The organism is Sorangiineae bacterium MSr11367 (assembly GCA_037157805.1).
Lineage (GTDB): Bacteria > Myxococcota_A > Polyangia > Polyangiales > Polyangiaceae > Pendulispora > Pendulispora rubella.
This window is the reverse complement of record CP089983.1, coordinates 8,809,872-8,833,590: the sequence shown is the minus strand read 5'-3', so window position 1 is coordinate 8,833,590 and position 23,719 is coordinate 8,809,872. Positions and strand designations below refer to the sequence as shown.

General features: G+C 70.5%; 1 protein-coding gene (running past one end of the window). It reads right to left on the bottom strand.

Annotated elements, in window-relative coordinates; translation table 11 throughout:
* Positions 1-21: 21 nt before the first annotated feature.
* Positions 22-23,719: the 3' portion of an SDR family NAD(P)-dependent oxidoreductase gene (locus tag LVJ94_33855; GenBank protein ID WXB01889.1), read on the bottom strand. Its footprint extends 2,759 nt past the window's final position; 23,698 of the gene's 26,457 nt are visible here — the last part of the coding sequence; the start codon falls outside the window, past its right edge; it ends in the stop codon at positions 22-24.

Sequence of the window (23,719 nt, the reverse complement as noted above, 5' to 3'; positions counted from 1 at the left end):
AAGTCGGCGTCGAAGGAGGAATCAAACTTCATCGAGTGCCATCCGAACGAGATCGTCGACGTCCATCGCATCGATGCGCGATAGGTTGTTTTCTTCGGGTGCCTGCGGTGCCGCGCTGGCCTTCGCGAGGCGCAGCAAGCCCTCGAGGAGCCCTGCCTCGCGGAGCCGCGCGATGGGGATGGACGCCATGGCCTTGCGGAGCACCACCTCGTCCGGCTCGGCGAGCGTCTCGGGTTCGCCCCAGAGATCGCTCCGCAGCCGCTCGGCGAGGGTCTCGGGGGTCGGGTGGTCGAAGAGCAGGGTCGCGGGGAGGCGCAGGCCGGTCGCCGCGCCGAGTCGATTTCGAAGCTCGACGGCCATGAGGGAGTCGAGCCCGAGCTCCTGCAGCGGACGGGCCGCCTCGATCGCGCTGGACGAGGCATGCCCGAACACGGCGGCAATTTCCCCGCACACGAGATCGAGCAACGCCTGCCGCCGCTCCGTCTCGGTGAGCGGTGCGAGGCGCTGCGCCAGGCTGGGGCCGGCGACACCGTTCGTGGCGCGCCCGCCCGTGCGAACGAGCCCGCGGAACAACGGGTGCATGGCCTCGGCGTGCCCGCGCAGCGCGCGAAGATCGAAGCGAGCCGGAACGAGCGAGGCCTCGGTGCGTGCGAGCGCCGTGTCGAAGAGGGCGAGCGCGTCGTCGGTGGAGAGCGCACCCATGCCAAGCCTCGCGATGCGCTGGAGTTCCGCGTCGCCCAGGTGTCCGGTCATGCCCGTGCGCTCGGCCCAGTAGCCCCACGCGAGGGAAAGCGCCGGCAGACCCCGTGCCCTCCGATGCTGCGCAAGGGCATCGAGGAACGAGTTGGCCGCGGCGTAGTTGCCTTGGCCCAAACTGCCGACGATGCCCGCCAGCGACGAGAACAGCACGAAGAAGGAGAGATCGAGCCCGCGCGTGAGCCGATCCAGATGGACCGCCGCATCGACTTTGGGTGCAAAAACGTGGTCGATCTTCTCGGGCGTGAGGGAGAGAAACACCCCATCCTCGAGCACACCCGCGGTGTGGATCACGCCGGTGAGCGGGTGCTCCGGAGCGATCGTGCCGAGCAACTGGCCGAGCGCACCCTCGTCGGCGACATCGCACGCCGCGATGGTCACGTGAGCCCCAGCGGCGGTGAGCTCGCGCTGGAGCGCCTCGGCCCCCGGCGCCGAGAGCCCCCGGCGCGACGTGAGAAGAAGGCGCCGCACCCCGTGCTTGGCGATGAGGTGGCGCGCGAACACGGCGCCCAGCGAGCCCGTGCCTCCGGTGATCAGCACTGTGCCTTCCGGACGGAGAGACGGCACCTCGGCGATCTCCCGAGGACGGAGCCGAGCCAGTCGGGGGACGAGCACCTCCCCGCCGCGCAGGGCCACCTGGGACTCCCGGCAGAGAATGGCCCGGGTGAGCGTCTCCCACGATGGATGCGACCCGTCCCGATCGAGCAGGGTCACCGATCGGTCGGGGTGCTCCGATTGAACCGTGCGCACGAGGCCCCAAAGGGGCGCATGCGCCAGGTCGGCGACCGCGTCGTCGGGCCGTGCCGCCACCGCATGCCGCGTGATGAACACGAGGTGGCACGCCGCGAGTCGTTCGTCGGCGAGCCACGCTCGAAGCCACGCGAGCGCCCGTGCGGTGACCTCGCGTGCGGCGGATGGCCGTGCGGTGCCTTCCACGGCACTCCACGGAACGAGCACGATGTCGGGCGCCTGGTCCCCGCGGTCCAGCGCGTCCCGGAGTGCATCGACATGAGGGTGCTCGATGAGGCGAACCGAGGACGCCTCGGGTCTCGAGAGCGCAGCATCCTCTCCGACCAAGGCCCATGTTCCGAGGAAGGGCGGCGCCGGCGGTTCGCGAAGCGTCGACCACTCGACCTGGTAAAGCCCGTCGTGCCCCGCAGCGCGCGCACCTGCAAGCTGCTCCTTGGACACCGCCCGCGTGTGGAGCGCTTCCACGAGGGCCACGGGCTCGCCCGCCGCGTCCGCGAGGGAGAGCGCCATCGAGCCGTCCGCCGCGCGCCGAAGGTGCACGCGAAGGGCCGACGCTCCGCGCGCGTGGAGCGTCACCCCCGACCAGGAGAAGGGAAGCTCCACGTCGTTCGTCTGCGCCGCCGCGGCCAGCGCGTGAAGGGCGGCGTCGAGCAGCGCGGGATGGAGACCGAAGGGATCCGCGGCTTCGTGGAGACGGACTTCGGCAAAGAGATCCTCGCCGCGTTTCCAGAGGGACAAGAGCCCCTGAAAGGCAGGCCCGTAATGGAGCCCGATGTCGGTGAGGCGATCGTAGAAGCCATCGAGCGCCACGGCCTCGGCGCCGGGCGGAGGCCAGTCCCGCAGATCGAGCCGGGGTGCCGAGGCGGCGGGACCCAAGCTGCCCGTGGCATGGCGCTGCCAGGGAGCACCCTCGTCGGAAGGCCGCGAATGCACGGTGATTCCCCGGCGCCCCTGATCGTCGGGCCCACGGAGTTCCACCTGGATCTCCACCCCGCCCTTGGGCGGCAGGACCAACGGAGCCTCGAGCGTCAGCTCGTCGAGGTGCTCCAGGTCCACGTGGCGTGCGGCCTCCAGGGCCAGCTCGACGAACGCCGTGCCGGGCAAAAGCACCTGCTCGAACACGGTATGGTCGGCGAGCCACGGATGGCTCTCGAGGGACAGGCGGCCGGTGAAGAGAACGCCATCGCCGCCCGCAAGCGAAACGGCGGCGCCCAGCAGCGGGTGGTCCGCCGCCGTCCATCCGTTGGCAACGACGTCCTTTGCCGCCGGTGAGGGGGTGAGCCAATGCCGCTCGGGTTGGAAGGCATACGTGGGCAGCGGGACCCGGCGGGTGGTGAAGGCGGCGAAGAAGTTCGTCCAATCGACCTCGTGCCCGCGGACGTGCAACCCGGCGATGGCCGCGAGGAAGGTGTCCGGATCGGATCGATCGGAGCGGAGCGCGGGAAGGAAGGCAGCGCGGTCCTGGGACGGCTCGGAGAGACCGTCGTGGGCCAGCGCCGAAAGCGTCGGGTGGGGGCCCAGCTCGAGAAAGGTGGAGACACCTTCCGCATCGAGGACGCGGACGGCATCGGCAAAGCGAACCGCGTGACGGACGTGGCGGACCCAATAGTCGGGCGAGGAGAGCTCCTCGTGGGAGAGCACCTGACCGGTGACGTTCGAAAGAATGCGCAGGCGCGGAGGATGGAAGGTGAGGCCTTCGGCCACGCGCCGGAAGTCGTCGAGCATTCCGTCCATGCGCGGGGAATGGAAGGCATGGCTGACGGCAAGGCGCTTGGTCTTGCGGCCCAGGGCTTCGACATGGTTCGCGATCTCGAGGACCGCCTCGAGCTCTCCCGATACGACGGTGGAGCGCGCGCCGTTGACCGCGGCGATGTCGACGACGTGTTCGCGGCCCGCGAGCCGGGGTCGGATCTCGGCCTCCGACGCTTGCAGCGAGACCATGGCACCGCCCGCCGGCAAGGCCTGCATGAGGCGCGCGCGCGCGGCGACGAGGCGGCACGCATCCTCGAGCGAGAGCACGCCGGCGACGTGCGCCGCGGTGAGCTCGCCGATGGAGTGCCCGAGCAAGAAGCTCGGTACGACGCCGCCGCGTTCGACGACCCGGAAGAGGGCCACTTCGAGCGCGAAGAGCGCCGGCTGGGTGAACGCCGTCTGGTGGATGCGCGCCGCGGGCTCGGGGGCCTCGGCAAAGAGGACATCGCCCAGGCGCACCTCGAGATGGGGATCGAGGTGGGCGGACACTTCGTCGAAGGCCGCGCGGAAGGGAGGCAGGCTCTCGTAGAGGCCGCGGCCCATGCCAGGGTACTGGCTTCCCTGTCCCGTGAAGAGGATGGCCAGCTTGGCCTGCTTGCCTGGCGTCCTGGCTTCGCCGAGAACGGCCCCGGGGGCACCCTGGCCTCGTGACAGAGAGTCCAGCACGCCGAGGAGTCCTTCGCGATCGCGGGCGATCATGGCCGCGCGGCGCTCGAAGTGCGAGCGGGCGGTGGCGAGGGAGAACGCGACATCGGCGATGGTCAACTCGGGATGCGCGGCGAGATGGTCGCGGAGCCGCACGGCCTGCGCGCGAAGGGCTTCGTCCGTCTTGCCCGACAGGAGAAGCGGCCATCCGGTGAGCAAGGACGCGGGGGCCTCCGTCGTTTCTCGGGGAGCCTCCTCCAGGACCACGTGGGCATTGGTCCCACTGATGCCGAACGACGAGACGCCCGCGCGCCGGGGCACGCCATCGGGGCGGCGCGGCCACGGACGCAGCGTATCGACGACGTGAACGGGGAGGGCCTCCCAATCGACGTGCGGATTGCGCGGCGACGTGTAGAGGGTCGGGGGCAGAGCCTCGCGGCGCAGGGCCGCGACCATCTTGGCGACGCCGGCGAGCCCCGCGGCGGATTCGAGGTGCCCGATGTTGGTCTTGACGGCGCCGAGCAGGAGCGGCTGCTCGGAGGAGCGGCCTTCACCGTAGACGGCGGCCAAGGCTTGCACCTCGATGGGATCGCCCAGCGACGTGCCGGTGCCATGGCACTCCACGACGTCGACATCGGTCGGGCCGAGGCCGGCGTCTTGGAGGGCTGCCCGCAAGACCTTTTGCTGCGAGGTGCCGTTGGGGGCCGTGATGCCATTGCTCGCACCATCGTGGTTGACGGCGCTGCCTCGGAGGACCGCGAGCACCTCGCGACCTTTGGCGCGGGCATCGGAGAGGCGCTCGAGGGCGAGAACGACGACGCCCTCACCGCGGCCATATCCATCGGCCCGCGCGGAGAACGTCTTGGAATGGCCATCGGCCGCGAGAGCCCGCGTGCGGGAGAGAAGCACGAAGCCTTCGGGGGCGACCATGATCTGCACACCCGCCGCGAGCGCCAGATCGCACTCGCCACGGCGGAGCGCCTGGGAGGCGAGATGAAGGGCGACCAGCGAGGACGAGCAGGCCGTGTCGACGGAGAGGGCCGGTCCTTGGAGCCCCAGCGTGAACGCCAGCCGTCCGGCCGCAAACGACGAGTGCGTCCCCAACGCCGCATACGCCTCCGCCTCGGCGCTCGAACTTTGGAGCAGTTCGTATTCGCTCGGGCCGATGCCGACGAAGACGCCCGTCGAGGAATCTCGAAGCGAGGCGGGAACGACCCCCGCGTCTTCCAGGGCGCTCCACGAGGCCTCGAGCAAGAAGCGATGCTGCGGGTCGATGTGCTTGGCCTCGCGCGGGCTGATGCCGAAGAAGGCCGCGTCGAAGAGATCGATGCGCTCGAGCAAGGCTGCGTGCTTGACGTAGCTCTTTCCCTTTGCGTCGGGATCGGCGTCGAAGAAGACGTCCGCGTCCCAGCGCTCCAGGCCAATGGGCCCCACGGCATCGAAGCCCTGCTCGAGGCGGGTCCAAAAGCCATCGAGGTCGACGATGGCGCCCGGCAAGCGCAGGCCCATGCCCACGATGGCCACCGGCTCGTCACCGCGGTCGTGCGTCATCGTCTTTGGTTTCTCTCGGGTCGAGGCCGCGCGGCCGAGCGCGGGCGTGAGCGACTCGTGCAGAAAGACGGCGAGACGGTGGGGTGAGGGGTGGTCGAAGGCCAAGGTCGCGGGCAGCGTCAATCCGCTGGCGCGCTGCAGCCGCTGGCGAAGCTCGACGGCGGTCAGCGAATCGAGTCCGAGCTCGGCGAACCCCGTGTGCGCATCGAGCCGCGATGCCTCGGCGTGGCCGAGCACCGTGGCCGTTTCGGCCAAGACGAGATCGAGCAATGCCCGATGGCGCTCCGGCTCCGTCCGCGACGCGAGGAGTTGCCCGAGCTTGCGCCGCTCGCGGGCGCGCCCCGCGTCAGCTGGCCGCGCGCCCTGCACCAACGCCGCGAACAGCGGCGGAAGGTCGTCCGCGTGGGCGCGGAGCGCCACCAGATCGAAGCGCGCCGGCACGGCCAGGGCATCGGGCCGCGCGAGGGCGAGATCGAAGAGGGCCAGGCCGTCGGCCGTGGAGAGCGCCCCCATCCCGAGGCGGGCCATGCGCTGGAGATCGGCGCCGTCGAGGTGGGCGGTCATGCCCGTGCGCTCGGCCCAGTAGCCCCAGGCCAGCGAAAGTGCGGGAAGCCCCGACGTCTTGCGGAGTTGCGCCAGGCCGTCGAGGAAGGCATTGGCGGCGGCATAGCTGCCCTGGCCCGCGTTGCCGGTGATGCCTGCAATGGAGGAGAAGAGGACGAAGAAGGAGAGATCGAGATCACGCGTGAGGTCGTGCAGATGGGAAGCGGCGTCGATCTTGGGCCGGAGGACGCGTGGGAGCCGCTCGGGGGCGAGGGAGAGCAGAAGTCCGTCGTCGAGCGCGCCGGCCGCATGAACGACGCCGGTCAGAGGATGCTCGAGGGGAATGGTCGCGAAGAGCTGCTGGAGGGCCGCCTTGTCGGCGACGTCGCACGCGGCGATGGTGACGTGGGCGCCGGCCGCCGCGAGCTCGGCTTGCAGGGCGTCGGCCCCCGGTGCTGCGGGCCCTTGCCGTGAGGCGAGCAGCAGATGGCGAACGCCATGCTCGCGCACGAGGTGCTTGGCGAAGAGTGCCCCGAGCGTTCCGGTCCCGCCGGTGACGAGCACCGTGCCTTGCGCGGAGGGCGCATGGGGCACGGAGAAGACGACTTTGCCGACGTGTCGGGCCTGTCCGAGAAAGCGGAAGGCATCCTGGGCCTGGCGGATGTCCCAGCAGGTGATGGGTAAGGCCTGGAGCTCACCGCGTTCGAAGAGTTCGACGAGGGCGGCGAACATCTGCTGGATGCGGTCGGGCCCGGCGTCGAGAAGATCGAAGGCCTGGTACGCCACACCGGGGTGGTCCGCGGCGACGATGACGGGATCGCGAACATCGGTCTTGCCCATCTCGACGAAGCGGCCACCGAGGGGGAGCAGGCGGAGCGAAGCATCGACGAACTCGCGCGCGAGCGAATCGAGGACGACGTGCATGCCGCGGCCGTCGGTGGCGCGAAGGAATTGCGGCTCGAAGTCGAGGGACCTGGAGGAAGCAATGCGTGCATCGTGCACACCGAGGGAGCGCAGCGTGCCCCACTTGCCGGGGCTAGCGGTGGCGAAGACCTCGGCGCCGAGGTGACGGGCGAGTTGGACGGCGGCCATGCCGACGCCGCCTGCGGCCGCATGGACGAGCAAGCGCTCCCCGCGCTGCAGATGGCCGAGGTCGACGAGCGCGTAGTACGCGGTGAGAAAGACGACCGGGATCGCGGCCGCCTGGGCGAAGGACCACCCGCGCGGGATGGGGGCGAGCATGCGATGGTCGGCGACGGCGATGGGGCCGAAGGCGCAGGGGAACAAGCCCATGACGCGATCGCCGGCGGCGAGGCGGGAAACGCCGGGGCCAACCTCGAGGACGATGCCGGCGCCTTCGAGCCCGAGTTCGCCGGCCTCGCCCGGATACATCCCGAGGGCGTTGAGCACATCGCGGAAATTGAGACCGGCGGCACGAACCGCCACGCGCACCTGGCCGGGCCCGAGCGGCTCGAGGGCGTGAGGCGCCGCCACGAGGGCGAGGTTCTCGAAGGTTCCCTTGCCCGAAATGTCGAGGCGCCAACCCGCGGTGCCCGGCGGAATGGTCAGGGCGTGATCGGCCCGAGGACGCGCGAGCCTTGGCACGAACGAGACTCCCTGGCGGCGCGCGCATTGCGACTCGCCCGACGCGATGGCCGCCGCCACGGTCTCGTCGGAGGCGTCCTCGTCGAGGTCCAAAAGGACGATGCCGCGCTCGGGATGCTCGGATTGAGCGGTGCGCACGAGACCCCAGAGGGCGGCTTGCGCGGCATCGAGCATGCCGTCTCCCGCCACGACGGCGACGGCGCCGCGCGTGACGAAGACGAGGCGGCGGGAGTCCGAGCGCGCTTCGGCGAGCCAGGTCTGAAGACGAACGAGGGCGCGCGCCAGGACATCGCGGACGCCACCGGAGGCATCGAGCCGGACGCACTCGACGTCGAGCGCGGGCGACGCAATCTCGGGCAACGCCGTCCAATCGAGCTGAAAGATCGCATCGTGGCGAACACCGCGAAGCTTCTGCGCGGAAGCCGGCCGCGTATGCAACGCCTCGATGGACACCACGGGCTCGCCCGTGGTGTCGGCGATCGCGAGCGAAACCGAGCCCCCAGCCCGCCGCGAAAGCCGCACCCGCAGCGAGGATGCGCCTGGACCATGCAGGCTTACTCCCGTCCAGGAAAAGGGGAGCGTCACCTCGGCTCCATCCCCGAGTGCCAGCGCATGGAGGGCCGCGTCGAGCAGCGCAGGGTGCAGGGCGAAGCGAGAGACGTCCTCGCCGTCGGGCAAGCGCGTCTCCACGAAGAGATCCTCGCCCTGCGTCCAGGCCGCCGAGAGGCCGCGAAAGAGAGGGCCGTACGACAGTCCCGCCGCGGCGAGGCGTTCATACAGGCCCTCCAGCGCGATCTCCTCGGCGCCGGCGGGAGGCCATGCGCGCATGTCGAAGGACGGCGCATCCTGGGGCCCGAGCGAGCCCGTTGCATGACGCGTCCAGGCCACGTCCGCGCGATCGGCGCGGGCGTGCAGGCTCCACGCCCTGCGCCCGCCTTCGCCGGCCGCACCGAGGGTGAGCTGCACATGGACGGCTCCTTCGGCGGGCAACGCGAGGGGGGCTTCCAAGGTGAGTTCCTCGATCCGCCCGAGCCCTACGTGACGGGCCGCGACCAGACCGAGATCGACGAACGCGGTACCCGGCAGGAGAACGGTTTCGAACACGGTATGGTCCGCGAGCCAAGGATGGCTCTCGAGGGAGAGGCGCCCGGTGAAGAGGTAGCCATCGCCGTCGGCAAGGGGCACGGCGGCGCCCAGCAGCGGATGGTCCGCCGGGGCGAGGCCCGCGGAGGCGACGTTCGCGTGTCCGTCCGGGGGAGGCTCGAGCCAATAGCGTTCGCGTTGAAACGCGTACGTGGGAAGCGGAACGGGCCGCGGCGCGCGGGGGCCGAAGAAGGCATTCCAATCGAGCGTGTGCCCGTGCACGTGAAGGCCGCCGAGCATCGCCACGAGGGTTTCCACCTCCGGCCGCCCCTCGTGCAGTGCAGGCAAGAAGGCTGCGCGGTCCTGGGCCTCTTCGGAGAGGCATGCCTGGGCCATCGCCGAGAGCACACCGTGGGGCCCCAGCTCGAGGAACGTCGAGACCCCTTCGGCCTCGAGCGTCCGCACGCCCTCGAAAAAGCGCACCGCCTGCCGCACGTGCCGCACCCAATGCTCGGGAGAACCCAGCTCCTCGGCGCGGGCGCGCAGCCCCGTGAGGTTCGAGACGATGGGAATGCGCGGTGGGTGGAACGACAGCCCGCGGACGACGCTTCGAAACGTATCGAGCATCGCATCCATGTGCGGCGAATGAAACGCGTGGCTGACCGCGAGCTCCTTGGTCCTTCGGCCCAGGGCCTCGAACTGCCTCGCCACCTCGAGCGCGGCCTCACGATCCCCGGAAATGACGGTGGCATGAGGGCCATTGACCGCCGCAATGTCGAGCAACGACGCGCGTGACTCCAGCCGCGGGCGGACCTCGTCCTCGGAGGCCTGCACCGCAATCATCGCGCCCCCGGCCGGCAGCGATTGCATGAGCCGCGCGCGCGCCGCCACGAGCGTGCACGCGTCCTTCAGCGAGAGCACACCGGCGACGTGCGCCGCGACGAGCTCGCCGATGGAGTGACCGAGCAAGAGATCCGGCACGACGCCCCAGCTCTCCATGAGTCGGAACAGCGCGGTCTCGAGTGCGAAGAGGGCCGGCTGCGCAAAACCGGTCTGGTCGAGGCAATCAGCCTCCTCGAAAAGGACATCGTGCAGCGGCCGCTCGAGATGCGGATCGAGCTCCGCACGAACGGCGTCGAGGGCGTCACGAAAGACCGGAAAGGCTTCGTAGAGCGCGCGCCCCATGCCGGCGCGCTGGCTGCCCTGCCCCGTAAAGAGCACGGCAAGCTTTCCGGCGTGCTTCGCATTCGACGCTACCAACGCTGCCAATTTCCTCTGCGCCTCGTCACGATCGCGCGCCACGAAGGCGGCCCGCACCTCGAAGTGCGAGCGCGTGGTGGCGAGCGCATGGGCGACGTCCGCGAGACGAAGATCGGGATGCGCCTCGAGGTGCACGCGGAGTCGCGCGGCCTGCGCGTCGAGCGCCGTTTCGGAGCGGGCCGAAAGAACAACGGGGAAGCACCCCCACCCCGACCCTCCCCCTGAGGGGGAGGGAGCCCTTGCGGGCTCCCCCGGTGCCTGTGAGGCAGACGGAACTCCAGGGCTCCCTCCCCCTCCGGGGGAGGGTTGGGGTGGGGGTGCCTCTTCCAAGATGACGTGGGCGTTGGTGCCGCTGATGCCGAAGGAAGAAACCGCGGCCCGCCGGGGGGATCCCTGGGGCTTCCAGGGTGCGGGCTCGGTGAGGAGGCGGAGTGCGCCGGACGACCAATCGACGTGGGGCGAGGCCGTATCGGCATGCAGCGTCTTGGGCAAGAGGCCGTGCTGCATGGCGAGGACCATCTTGATGATGCCGGCGACGCCTGCGGCGGCTTGGGTATGCCCAAAGTTGGACTTGATGGTCCCGAGCCAGAGAGGCCGCTCCGCGGAATGCGCCTGTCCGTAAGTGGCGAGAAGGGCCTGGGCTTCGATGGGATCGCCGAGCGTGGTTCCCGTGCCGTGGGCTTCGACGGCATCGATGTCCGCGAGCTCGAGGTTGGCGTTGGCGAGGGCTTGCCGAATGACGCGCTGCTGGGCGGGCCCGTTGGGGGCGGTGAGACCTTGGCTCTTGCCGTCCTGGTTGACGGCGGAGCCACGGATGACCGCGAGCACGGGGTGCCCGAGGCGCGTGGCCTCGGAGAGGCGCTCGAGCAAGAGCATGCCTGCGCCCTCGGACCAGCCCACGCCGTCGGCCTTGGCCGAGAAGGCTTTGCAGCGACCATCGAGCGACAGTCCGCGCTGCCGACTGAACTCGACGAACGCACCCGGCGAGGCCATGACGGTGACGCCGCCCGCGAGGGCGAGGGAGCATTCGCCGTGGCGCAGCGCCTGGCAGGCGAGGTGAAGGCTCACGAGGGAGGAGCTGCACGCGGTATCGATGGTAACCGCCGGCCCCTCGAGGCCGAAGGTGTAGGCGATGCGGCCCGAGGCCACGCTGGGCGAGCTCCCGATGCCGAGAAAGCCTTCGAGATCTTCGGGGGCGCGCGTCAGCCGCGCGGCGTAATCGCTGTACATGACACCGACGAAGACGCCGGTGAGCGAGCCATGAAGCGAGGCCGGATGTATGCCCGCGCGCTCGAGCACTTCCCACGAGGTCTCGAGCAGGAGGCGCTGCTGGGGGTCGATGGCCAGCGCCTCGCGCGGACTGATGCCGAAGAAGGCCGGGTCGAAATGGTGCGCGTCGTGCAGAAAGCCGCCTTCGCGGACGTAGGAGGTTCCCTTCTTGTTGGCGTCGGCGTCCGGGTGGAAAAGCTCGTCGAGCTTCCAGCCACGGTCCCGAGGAAATGCGGAGATGGTGTCGGTGCCCCGGACGAGAACCTCCCAGAGCTCGGAGGGGCTTCGTACGCCGCCCGGGAAGCGGCAACTCATGGCGACGATGGCGATGGGCTCGTCGTTGGAAAGGGCGCGTCGTGGGGCCGGGCCCGCGCCGGCGTGCACGGAATGGCCGAGCAAGTCGGCCGCCAGTTGGCGTGCGAGCGCAACGGGGGTCGGATGATCGAAGAGAAGCGTGGCTGGCAAGCGCAAGCCCGTGGCCGCGGCGATCCGATTGCGCAGCTCGATGGCCGTGAGGGAGTCGAGGCCGATCTCCTGCAGCGGCCGCGCGGGCTCGATCGTGTCGTGCGATGCGTGGCCGAACACCGTGGCGACCTCACCGCGGACGAGATCGAGGAGCACCCGCTCGCGCTCGGATTCGGAAAGCGCCGCCAGACGCTGCCGGATGGCGGAGCTCGCCGCCATCCCCGGGCGACGTGCGACCGTGCGCACGAGGCCTCGAAACAACGGTGGAAGCGCATCGCCGTGTCCGCGGAGCAAGGTGGCCTCGAAGCGCGCCGGAACCAGCGATGCTTCGGTTCGGCCGAGCGCCACGTCGAAAAGGGCAAGCCCTTCTTCGGCGGAGAGCGCGCCCATCCCCAAGCGCGCCACGCGCTGCAGGTCGACGGCACCGAGGTGCGCGGTCATGCCCGTGCCCCCGGCCCAGTGTCCCCACGCCAGCGACACCGCCGGAAGCCCTCGCGCCTTGCGGTGGTGGGCGAGCGCATCGAGGAACGCATTGGCCGCGGCATAGTTGCCTTGGCCGGAGCTGCCGATGACGCCGGCCAGCGACGAGAACGATACGAAGAACGCGAGCGCATGTCCTCGCGTGAGCTCGTGCAGATGCAACGCGGCCAGGGCCTTCGGCCGAAGAACGCGTTCGAGCCTCTCGGGGGTCAGCGCGAAAAGCACGCCGTCGTCGACGGCGCCGGCCGCATGCACGATGCCCGTGAGGGGATGCTCCGGCGGGATCGAATCGAGCAGCCGCCGGAGCGCCTCTTCGTCGCCGGCATCGCAGTCGGCCACCGTCACGCGGGCGCCCGCCGCCGTGAGCTCGGCCTCGAGCGCCTCGGCCCCCGCGGCCGAGCGCCCTCGGCGCGATGCGAGCAGGAGATGGCGCACGCCATGTTTTGCAACGAGGTGGCGTGCGAACAGGGCACCCAGCGCACCCGTCCCACCCGTGACCAGGACGGTGCCCTCGGGGTTCATCGGGACGGTTTCGCCGGCCGAGGCGCGAGCAACCCGCACCAACCGGGGAACCCGCATCTCCCCGTGCCGCAAGGCAAGCTGCGATTCACCGGAGGCGATGGCCGCCGGCAGGGCGCTCCACGAAGCCTCGGTGTCATCGAGATCGAGAAGCGCCACACTCCGATCGGGGTGCTCGGATTGTGCGGCACGCACGAGACCCCAAAGCGCCGCCCGTGCCAGATCGGGGACGTCCTCGTCGGGCCGGGCGGCGACGGCGCCGCGCGTGACGAACACGAGACGGCGGGATGCAAGCCGCTCCTCGGCCATCCACGCCCGAAGAAGCGCGAGCGCTTGGCACGTCGCATCGCGTACGGCGGCCGCCGTGGCATCCTGCGCGGTGCCTCCGAGGCTTACGGCGACGACCTCGGGAATGGGGGCCCCTGCCTCGATGGACGCCACGAGGGCAGTGGTATCGACCAGTTCGGCGAAGGAGCCCGCTGCGATCCCCGCGGCATGCTCCGGCCGTGCAACCCAATCGACACGATGGAGCGCATCATGGGATGCGGCGCTGCCGAACGAATCCCGCGAGGCGATCCGCGTGCGCAACGCCTCGATGGAGGCCACGGGCTCGCCCGAGCCATCCGCGATGGAGAGCGCGATGGCCGCCTCGTCCCTCCGGAGGTGCACGCGAAGACGGGACACCCCGGCCGTGCGCAGCGACACCCCGGCCCACGAGAACGGCAGCGGCACCTCCGTGTTCTCCGGCGACGCATCGAGTGCAAGCGCGTGGAGCGCACCGTCGAGAAGCGCGGGATGAAGCGAGAACGCGCTGGCGTCCTGCTCCAGGAGGTGAACCTCGGCAAAGAGTCCCTCGTGCGATCTCCACGCGGCGGAGAGCCCTTGGAAGCTTGGACCATAGAGAAGCCCCGCGTCGGCAAGGCGCTCGTAGAGTCCCTCGAGCGCGATTGGCTCGGCGCCCGCGGGAGGCCACGCCCGGAGGTCGAACGCGAGCTCCCGCATCTCCGCGTCGAGCGTGCCGGTGGCATGGCGGATCCAGGGGGCATCGTCCGGCTCGGCGTCTTCCCGCGAGTGCACGGTCAGGCGTCGCTGGCCCGATCCATCCGCAGCGCCGACGGCCACTTGAAGGCGGACGGCGCGTTTCGGATTCAGAACGAGCGGCGCCTCGAGGGTGAGCTCCTCGATGCCCCCCGCGCCCGTGCGATGGGCGGCGGCCAGGGCCAGCTCGACGAACGCGGCGCCCGGCAGGAGCACGGTGTCGTAGACGGCGTGATCGGCGAGCCATGGATGGCTCTCCCGCGAGAGCCGGCCGGTGAAGAGAAACTCGTCGGCCCCCGCCACGTGGACGATGGCGCCGAGAAGCGGATGCTCCGCCGCGGTAAGGCCTGCCGCGCCGACATCGCCATTCGGCGTGGGCGCGAGCCAGTAGCGCTCTCGCTGGAACGCATACGTCGGAAGCGGCACCCGGCGTGCGGCCAAGGGCTCGAAAAAGCGATTCCAATCGACGAAATGGCCGCCCCGATGCAAGTCCGCCGCGGCGGCCACGATCGCGTCCACCTCGGGCCGATCGCCCCGCAACGCGGACGCGAACACGGGATGGCCATCGCCGGATCCTGACCATGTGTCTTGCGCCATGGCCGAGAGAACGGCGCTCGGTCCGAGCTCGAGGAAGGCCGACACGCCTTCGGCCTCGAGCGTGCGCACGCCCTCCGCAAACCGCACCGCATGGCGGACGTGGCGCGCCCAATAGTCGGGCGAGGCGATCTCCTCGTCCGAAAGCCGCTGCCCGGTGAGGTTGGACAGAACGGGGATGCGCAGGGGCTGGAACGTGATGCCCGCCGCCACCCGCCGAAACGCCTCGAGCATGCCTTCGACGTGGGGCGAGTGGAACGCGTGGCTGACGCGGAGTCGTTTGGTCTTGCGCCCCATCGCTTCGACGTGAGCCCCCACCTCGAGCACTGTGTCGGCGTCGCCCGAGATGACGGTGGCGCGCGGGCCATTCACGGCGGCGATGTCGATGCGGTGTTCGCGCCCGGTGAGGAGTGGGCGGACTTCGTCCTCCGAGGCCTGGAGGGAGAGCATTGCGCCGCCGGCGGGCAAGGCTTGCAGGAGGCGGGCGCGCGCGGCGACGAGGGTGCACGCGTCCGCAAGGGAAAGCGCGCCGGCAACGTGGACGGCCACGAGCTCGCCGATGGAGTGGCCGAGCAAGACGTCGGGCGTGATGCCCCAGCGTTCGACGAGCCGGAACAGGGCCACTTCGAGGGCAAAAAGCGCGGGCTGCGTCGAACCCGTGGCGTGCAGCCGCGTGGTTTCCTCGGGGGCGAAGAGCACGTCGTGCAGCGGCGTCTCGAGGTGCGGATCGAGCTCCGCCGAGATCGCGTCGAGGGTCTCACGGAAGACCGCGAACGCCTCGTAGAGCGCGCGCCCCATGCCCGCGCGCTGGCTCCCCTGGCCCGTGAAAAGGAAGGCCAACTTGCCGGGCGCCCTGGCATCGCCGATCGGATGCTCCCCGCGCGCGAGCGCGTCGAGCGACTCCACGAGCGCGGCGCGGGTTTCGACGACGAAGGCCGCGCGCCGCTCGAGATGCGCCCGCGCGGTGGCGAGCGAGTACGCCAGATCGACGAGCGCGACCTCGGGCTCCGCCGCGAGGTGCATGCGCAGCCGATTCGCTTGCGCCGCGAGGGCCGCCTCCGACTTGGCCGAGAGAAGCACCGGCAAGGCAGCCACCGCCGCCACGGGGGCGGACGTCGGAGCGGGAGCGGGAAGGGGCGCTTCCTCGACGATGAGGTGCGCATTGGTCCCGCTGATGCCGAACGACGAGATCCCGGCCCGCCTCGGAGCGCCATTGGCTTTCCAAGGCATGCTGTCCGAGAGCAAACGGACCGTACCCGGCGTCCAATCGACGTGGGGGGAGGGCGTCTCGGCGTGCAGCGTCTTCGGCAGAAGATCATGCTGCATCGCCAGCACCATCTTGATGACCCCCGCCACGCCGGCGGCGGCCTGGGTGTGCCCCAAGTTGGACTTGATCGTACCGAGCCACAGCGGTCGCTCCTGCGAATGCGCCTCGCCGTAGGTGGCGAGCAGGGCTTGCGCTTCGATGGGATCGCCGAGGGTGGTGCCCGTGCCATGCCCCTCGACGACGTCGATGTCGGAGGGTGCCAGGCCCGCGCTGGCGAGCGCCTGCTGGATGACCCGTTGCTGTGACGGACCATTGGGGGCGGTGAGGCCCTGGCTTTTGCCATCCTGATTGACCGCGGAGCCGCGGATCACCGCGAGCACGGACCGTCCGTGGCGTCGCGCGTCGGAGAGGCGCTCGAGCAGGAGCACGCCGGCACCTTCGGACCAGCCCGCGCCATCGGCCTGCGCGGAGAAGGCTTTGCATCGGCCGTCGACGGCGAGGCCGCGCTGGCGGCTGAATTCGATGAACACGCTGGGCGTGGCCATGACGGTTACGCCACCGGCGAGCGCAAGGGCGCATTCGCCTTGGCGCAACGCCTGGCAAGCGAGGTGCAGTGCGACCAACGAGGAGCTGCACGCCGTATCGATGGTGACCGCGGGCCCTTCGAAGCCGAAGGTATAGGCAATGCGGCCCGAGGCCACGCTGGGCGAGCTGCCGATGCCGACGAAGCCCTCGAGATCGTCCGGTGCACGCGAAAGTCGCGCCGCGTAGTCGCTGTACATGACGCCGACGAAGATGCCCGTCGCGCTGCCAAGGAGGGACGAGGGCGAAACCCCCGCGTGCTCGAGCGCCTCCCACGATGTCTCCAGGAGCAGTCGCTGCTGGGGATCGATGGCCATGGCCTCGCGGCGGCTGATTCCGAAGAACGCCGGGTCGAAGTCGTGCGCATCGTGGAGAAACCCACCTTCGCGAACGTACGTGGTGCCCTTTTGGTCCGGATTGGGATGGTAAAGCTCGTCGAGCTTCCAACCGCGGTCGTCCGGAAAGGAGGAGATGGCGTCGGTCCCCTCGACCAAGAGCCTCCACAGATCGGACGGGCCGTGCACGCCGCCGGGAAAACGGCAGCCGATGCCCACGATGGCAATGGGCTCGTGGCTGGGCGCTATGCTGACGGCCACGGCATGGCCAACCGGCGTCCGCCGGCCCGAGATCTCCGCGCGCAGCCGGCCCGCGATGGCGTGGGGCGTCGGATGGTCGAAGACCAGCGTGACGGGCAAGCGCAGGCCGGTCATCGCCGTGAAGCGATTCCGCAGCTCGATGGCCAACAGCGAGTCGAGGCCGAGCTCGCGCAAGGGCCGGGCAGGGTCGATGGCCGAGGGCGAGGCATGCCCGAAGACCGTAGCGACTTCGGCGCGAACGAGGTCGAGCAGCACCCGCTCCTGCTCGGCCTCCGGCATCGCGGCCAGGCGCTGGGCGAGGAGCCTCGCCGAAGCCGCCTTGGCTCTCGGCAGAGCGCGCACGAGCCCCCGAAGCAACGGGGGCAAGCTGTCGGCCTGCCGGCGAAGGGCATCCCGATCGAAGTGCGCGGGAACGAGCGTGGCGTCGGATCGTTCGAGGGCGGCGTCGAAGAGCTCGAGCCCTTCCTCCGGCGTGAGCGCACCCATGCCGAGGCGCGACATCCGCTGCACGTCCGCCGCGGTCAAGTGCGCCGTCATGCCCGTGCGATCGCTCCAGTAGCCCCACGCGAGCGAAAGCGCCGGCAGGCCCTGGGACGTGCGATGATGGGCCAGGGCGTCCAGAAAGGTGTTCGCCGCGGCATAGTTGGCTTGCCCCAGGCTGCCAAGGAGACCGGCGAGCGACGAGAAGAGCACGAAGAAGGACAGATCGAGCTCGCGCGTGAGCGCGTGCAGATGCAGGGCAGCGTCCACCTTGGGCGAGAAGACGCGCTCGAGCCTCTCGGCGGTGAGCGCGAGAACGACGCCATCGTCGAGCGCCCCGGCGGCGTGAACGACACCGGTGAGCGGGTGCTCGGCCGGAATGGACGCGAGCAGCGTTTGGAGCGCGCTTCGGTCGGCGACGTCGCACGCGGCCACGTCCACGTGGGCTCCGGCGGTGGTCAGGTCGTGCACGAGGGCGTCGACGCCGGCCGCCGAAGGACCCTGGCGCGATGCCAGCAGAAGACGGCGGACACCGTGCTTGCTGACCAAGTGCCGAGCAAAGACACCGCCGAGGCTCCCCGTTCCACCGGTGATGAGGACGGTGCCGTTCGGGCGAATCGGGGCAAGGGCCGGCGAGCCCGCGGCCCCGGCCCGGACGAGCCGTGGCGTTCGGAGCGTCCCGTTGCGCAAGGCGAGCTGCGCTTCGGAGGCTGCGAGGGCCGCCATCGCATCGCGCGCCGAGACGTCCCCGTCGACGTCGAGCAGGCCGAGGGCTCGATCGGGATGCTCGGATTGGGCCGTGCGCACGAGCCCCCAAAGGGGAGCATGCGGCAAATCGAGGACGTCCTCCCCGGGCCCCGCGGCGACGGCGCGGCGCGTGAGAACGACGAGCCGGCCGGATGCGAACCGCTCGTCGCCGAGCCATGCCCGAAGGAGCTCGAGCCCGCGAGCCGCCGCCTCGTGGGCGGCCCGTGCAATGTCGGTCGCGGCCTCGCCCGTCCACGCGGCGATGAGAACCTCGGGGGCCGGCTCGCCGCGATCGAGCGCGGCGCGGAGATCCCCGACGTCGGCGAATCGCACCGTGGCGTTCTCCAGCTCGGGTCCGAACGCGCCTCCCTCACCGAGCAGCGCCCAGCGAAGCTCCGGCGCCGCCGCCGGCTTGGCGAGTGCAACCCACTCGACGTGGAAGAGCGGTCGCCCGCGAAGGTCCGCCGGTTGCGGCAGCCGCTCCGCCGAAATCGGTCGCGTGATCAGCCCCTCGATGCTCGCGATGGGTTCACCGGCCGCATCGGCGACGGCCATGGCAATGGATCGCCCGTCGCCTTCGGGGCGGGAAAAGCGCACGCGCAGGGACGAGGCCCCCACGGCATGCAGGCTCACCCCCGTCCACGAGAAGGGAAGCGCGATGCCCTGGGCGTCCGTCGCTCGATGGAGCGTGAGCGCATGCAAGGCCGCGTCGAGCAGCGCGGGGTGGAGGCCGAACGCGCCTGCCTGGGCGGCGAGCGCCTCCGGCAGGTGGACTTCCGCGAACAGCTCCTCGCCGCGCGTCCAAACCGCAGAAAGACCCTGGAACAGAGGGCCGTAGAAGAGCCCTCCGCGGGCCAAGCGCTCGTAATGGCCCTCCGTCGCCAGCGGCTCCGCACCCGCCGGGGGCCACGTGCGCAGGTCGAACCCGGACCCAGGGACGGCCGGCCCGAGCACGCCCGCGGCATGGCGCGTCCATGCGACGCCGGGCTCGATGTCGTCGGCCGAAGACCCGGATGGCCGCGCGTGAACGATCAGCGGCCTGCGCCCCGTCGCGTCGCGGGCGCCGAGCACCATTTGAAGCTCGACGGCGCCCTTGGCCGGAAGCGTGAGGGGCACCTCGATGGTCAGCTCCTCGATCCGATCGAGGCCGACCTTCCGCGCCCCGAGGAGCGCGAGCTCGACGAACGCGGTTCCCGGCAGAAGGACGGTGTCGAAGACCGCGTGGTCCGCGAGCCAAGGCTGGCTCTGCACCGACAGCCGCCCGGTGAAGAGCACCTCGTCCGCGTGCGCCGAGCTCACCACCGCACCGAGGATCGGGTGTTCGGCCGAGGCCAGACCGGCCGCCGCGACGCCGGCACGCGCACCCGCGGGCTTGGCCCCGTCGAGCCAATGCCGTTCGCGCCGAAACGCGTACGTGGGCAGCGGCACATGCGGGCCTTTGGGCAAAAGCTTCGTCCAATCGAGCTCCAAGCCGTTCGCCCAGAGCTCCGAGAGCGAGAGCAGGAGGCGCCCGAGATCTCCTTCGTCCTGCCAGAGAGAACCGACGGTCACGGCGGCCCGTCCCGAGGCCTCGACGTTCTCCTGCAAGGGAAGCATCAGCACCGGGTGGGGGCTCACCTCGACGAAGAAGCCATGTCCACGCGACAGAAGCGCCTGCGTGACCTCGGCGAATCGAACCGGCTGCCGCAGGTTGCGGTACCAATACTCGGCGTCGAGCTTGGACCCATCGAGCTCGTCGGCCGTCACCGTGGAGTAGAACGGAACCACGCCCGCCCGCGGTTCGACGGACGCAAGGTCCGCCACGATCTGCGCGCGAAGAACCTCCACCTCGGTGCCGTGCGAGGCCACCCTGGCCCCCAGCTCGAGGGCGAAAATGCCGTCGTCGGCGAGCTCCTGCAGCAGTCGCCCGACGGCCTCGGGCGCACCGGAGATCGCGGTGGACCGAGGGCCATTGATGGCGGCGATGGACACCTGGTCCTTCCAGGGCGTGAGCCGCTCCGCGAGCTCGGCGGCCGAGAGCTCGACGGCGGCCATCGCACCTCGGCCCGCGAGCCCTGCGAGCGCGCGGCTTCGCAGTGCGACGACCTTGGCGGCGTCTTCGAGCGTGAGCGCGCCCGCCACGTAGGCGGCCGCGATCTCACCTTGGCTGTGGCCGACGACGGCGTCGGGCTCGACGCCCATCGAGCGCCACACGGCCGCGAGCGACACCATGACCGCGAACAGCACCGGCTGCACGACGTCGATGCGATCCAGCGAGGGCGCGTCCTCTTCGCCTCGGAGCACGGCGAGGAGTGACCAATCGACATGGGGCGCGAGTGCCTCGGCGCACGCCTCGATCCGTTCGCGGAAGACCGGCGATCCCTCCAGCAGCGCCCGCGCCATTTCGGCCCACTGCGAGCCTTGCCCGGGAAACACGAAGACGAGCTCCCCGTGCTTCTCGGCGTCGCCCACCATCGTGACGTCGAGCTGGGGATCGCCCGCGGCAAGCGCGTCCAGCGCACGCAGCGCTTCGTCGCGATCGCGGGCGACGATGGCCGCGCGGCGCTCGAAATGGGTGCGGGTGATGGCCAGGGACGACGCGACGTCGGCAAGCGACAGATCGGGATGCGCCGTGAAATGGTCGCGCAGTCGTTCTGCCTGTGCGTGCAGGACCTCCTCCGTCTTGCCCGACAGAAGAAGCGGCCACACGGCCCGCGTGCTCGAAGGTGCGGGGCGCGGAGCCGGCGCCTCTTCGAGGAGGACATGGGCATTGGTGCCGCTGATGCCGAAGGAGGAGACACCGGCGCGGCGCGGCGTATCCCCGTCGCGTCGCGGCCATGGGCGTAGCGCATCGACGACATGGACGGGAAGAGCATCCCAGTCGATGTGCGGATTGCGCGGGGACGTGTGCAGCGTCCGAGGGATGGCCTCGTGGTGCAAGGCCGCCATCATTTTCGCGACGCCGGCGAGGCCCGCGGCCGATTCGAGGTGCCCGATGTTGGTCTTCAGGGCGCCGAGCAAGAGGGGGCTCCCTGCCGGGCGGTCCTCGCCGTAGACGGCGGCCAGGGCTTGAACCTCGATGGGATCGCCGAGCGAGGTGCCGGTACCGTGGCACTCGACGACGTCGATCTCGGTGGCGAGGAGCCCCGCATCCTGGAGCGCCGCGCGCACGACCTTCTGCTGCGACGTGCCGTTGGGCGCGGTGATGCCGTTGCTGGTGCCGTCGTGGTTGACCGCGCTCCCGCGAACGACGGCCAGGATCCGGCGATCCGCGGCCAGGGCATCGGCGAGGCGCTCGAGGGCGAGGACGACGACGCCTTCGCCGCGCCCGTATCCATCGGCGAGGGCGGAGAAGGTCTTGCAGCGGCCGTCGGGCGCGAGGGCCCGCATGCGCGAGAGGAGAACGAATCCCTCCGCGACCGTCATGATCTGCACCCCCGCGGCGAGCGCGAGGTGGCACTCGCCGCGTCGGAGCGCCTGGCACGCGAGATGAAGGGCGACGAGCGAGGAGGAGCAGGCGGTATCGACGGAAAGCGCCGGCCCTTGAAGGCCGAGCGTGAACGCGAGCCGCCCGGCTGCGAACGAGGCGTGCGTTCCCAAAACGCCGTACGCGTCGGTATCGTCCGAGCTTTGAAGCAGCTCGTAGTCGCTGGGGCCGATGCCGACGAATACGCCGGCGGCCGAGTCCCGGAGCGTGGCGGGAACGACCCCCGCATCTTCGAGTGCGTTCCAGGATGCCTCGAGCAGAAGGCGGTGCTGCGGATCGATGTGCCGGGCCTCGCGCGGACTGATGCCGAAGAAGGCGGCGTCGAATCGATCGACGCGATCGAGCAGCGCGGCGTGTCGGACGTAGCTCTTTCCTTTGGCGTCGGGATCGGGATCGAAGGTGGCGTCGGCGTCCCATCGGTCGCTGTCGATGGGTTGCACGGCATCGAAGCCGTTAGCCAGCTGGGTCCAGAAGCCATCCAGGTCGGCGACGCCGCCCGGCAGGCGCAGGCCCACGCCGACGATGGCGATGGGCTCGCGTCCCCGTTCCGCGCTCGACGCAAGCTGCTGCTCCTCGCGCTCGCGCGAGATCCGCCCGAGCGAGGGGGCGAGCCTATCGCGCAAGAAGGTGGCGACGTGGTGCGGCGACGGGTGATCGAAGGCGAGCGTCACGGGCAGACTCAATCCCGTCGCGCGCCCGAGGCGCCGTCGGAGCTCCACCGCCATCATGGAGTCGAGGCCGAGGTGGGCGAATCCACTGTGGGGATCGAGCCGCGTCCCCTCGGCATGGCCCAGGATCATGGCCGTCTCCGAGAGGACGGCGCCGACGAGGTGGCGCAGGCGCTCCGGTTCGGAGAGCGGCTCGAGTCGGCCGAGAAGTGTGGCATCGCTCGCCGTCGACGCACGATCGGCCCACGCGGTGCGGGCCTCGGGCAGTTCGCTCAGCAGCGGTCGCGGGGTGGCCGCGAAGAGCCTCACCACGCGCGCCCAGTCCACATCGGTCACCGTCAAGGTGGTCTCGCGGCGGTCGAGCGCTTGCTGGAGCGCCACGATGGCAAGGGACGGATCCATCGCCGACATGCCGCGTCGTTGCAGCAGCTCGCGCAACGCCCGATCTTCGGCCATGCCGCTGCCGGACCACGGGCCCCACGCGATCGACGTCGCCGTGAGTCCCTCACCTCGCCGCTGCTCGGCGAGCGCATCGAGGTACGCGTTTGCGGCCGCGTAGGCGCCTTGGTGCACGTTGCCGAGCACGGCGGCGCTCGACGAGAAGAGGACGAAGGCGTCGAGGTCGCGATGGCGGAGGAGGTCGTGAAGGTTGCGAGCGCCGAGGGCCTTGCCGGCGACGACGGCATGGAGCTCGGAGGAGGAGAGCTTCTCGAGCGGCGTTTGATGGGTGACGCCTGCGGCGTGGAAGACGGAGCGAATCACATCGCCGTCGCGCTCGATGGAGGCGAGGAGGGAGGCGAGTGCAACGCGATCGGAGGTATCGCAGGGCGCGAGGGTGACGCGAGTTCCGAGTGCGGAGAGCTCGGCCTGGAGGTCGGAGGCGCCAGGCGCGAGGGGTCCGCGGCGGCTGGAGAGGACGAGGTGCTCGGCGCCCTGACGTGCGAGCCATCGGGCGACGTGGGCGCCAAGGCCGCCGGTACCGCCGGTGACGAGGATGGTGCCGCGTGGGAGGAAGGGTCGCTGGGGAGCGCTGTGGGCGAGGGGAGCGCGAACGAGCCTTCGAGCGAAGAGACCGGAGGGCCGAAGGGCGAGTTGATCTTCGCCGTCGCGGGCAATGAAGGAGGAAACGAGGGTGTCGAAGGCGGCGGTGTCGAGGTCGAGGTGGAGGTCGACGAGGCCGCCCCATCGCTCGGGGCTTTCGAGGGCGAGGACGCGCCCGAGGCCCCAGAGCATGGCTTGGGCAGGGTGGGTGAGCGGATCGTCGGAATCGACGGAGACGGCACCGCGTGTGAGGAACCAGAGCGGAGCGTCGAGGGGAGCCTGGACGAGGTCGAGCGCATCGTGTTCGTCGGCGAGCGCGAGGAGGGAAACGATGCCGGCGGGTGTGGCTCCCGCGAGGGCATCGCGCAGTTGGTCGGCGAGGGGAAGGGAGTCTTCGACGGGGACGAGAAGGATGGAGGCGCCGCGCCGGGCGAGTGCGCAGGAGAGCGCCTCGACGAGGGCGGCTTCGCGCGCGACGGGATGCACGAGCACCCACGTGCCGGCGACGTCGGCATCGGCGTTCCGTGCGATGGGCTTCCAGATCACCCGGTAGCGCCACGCA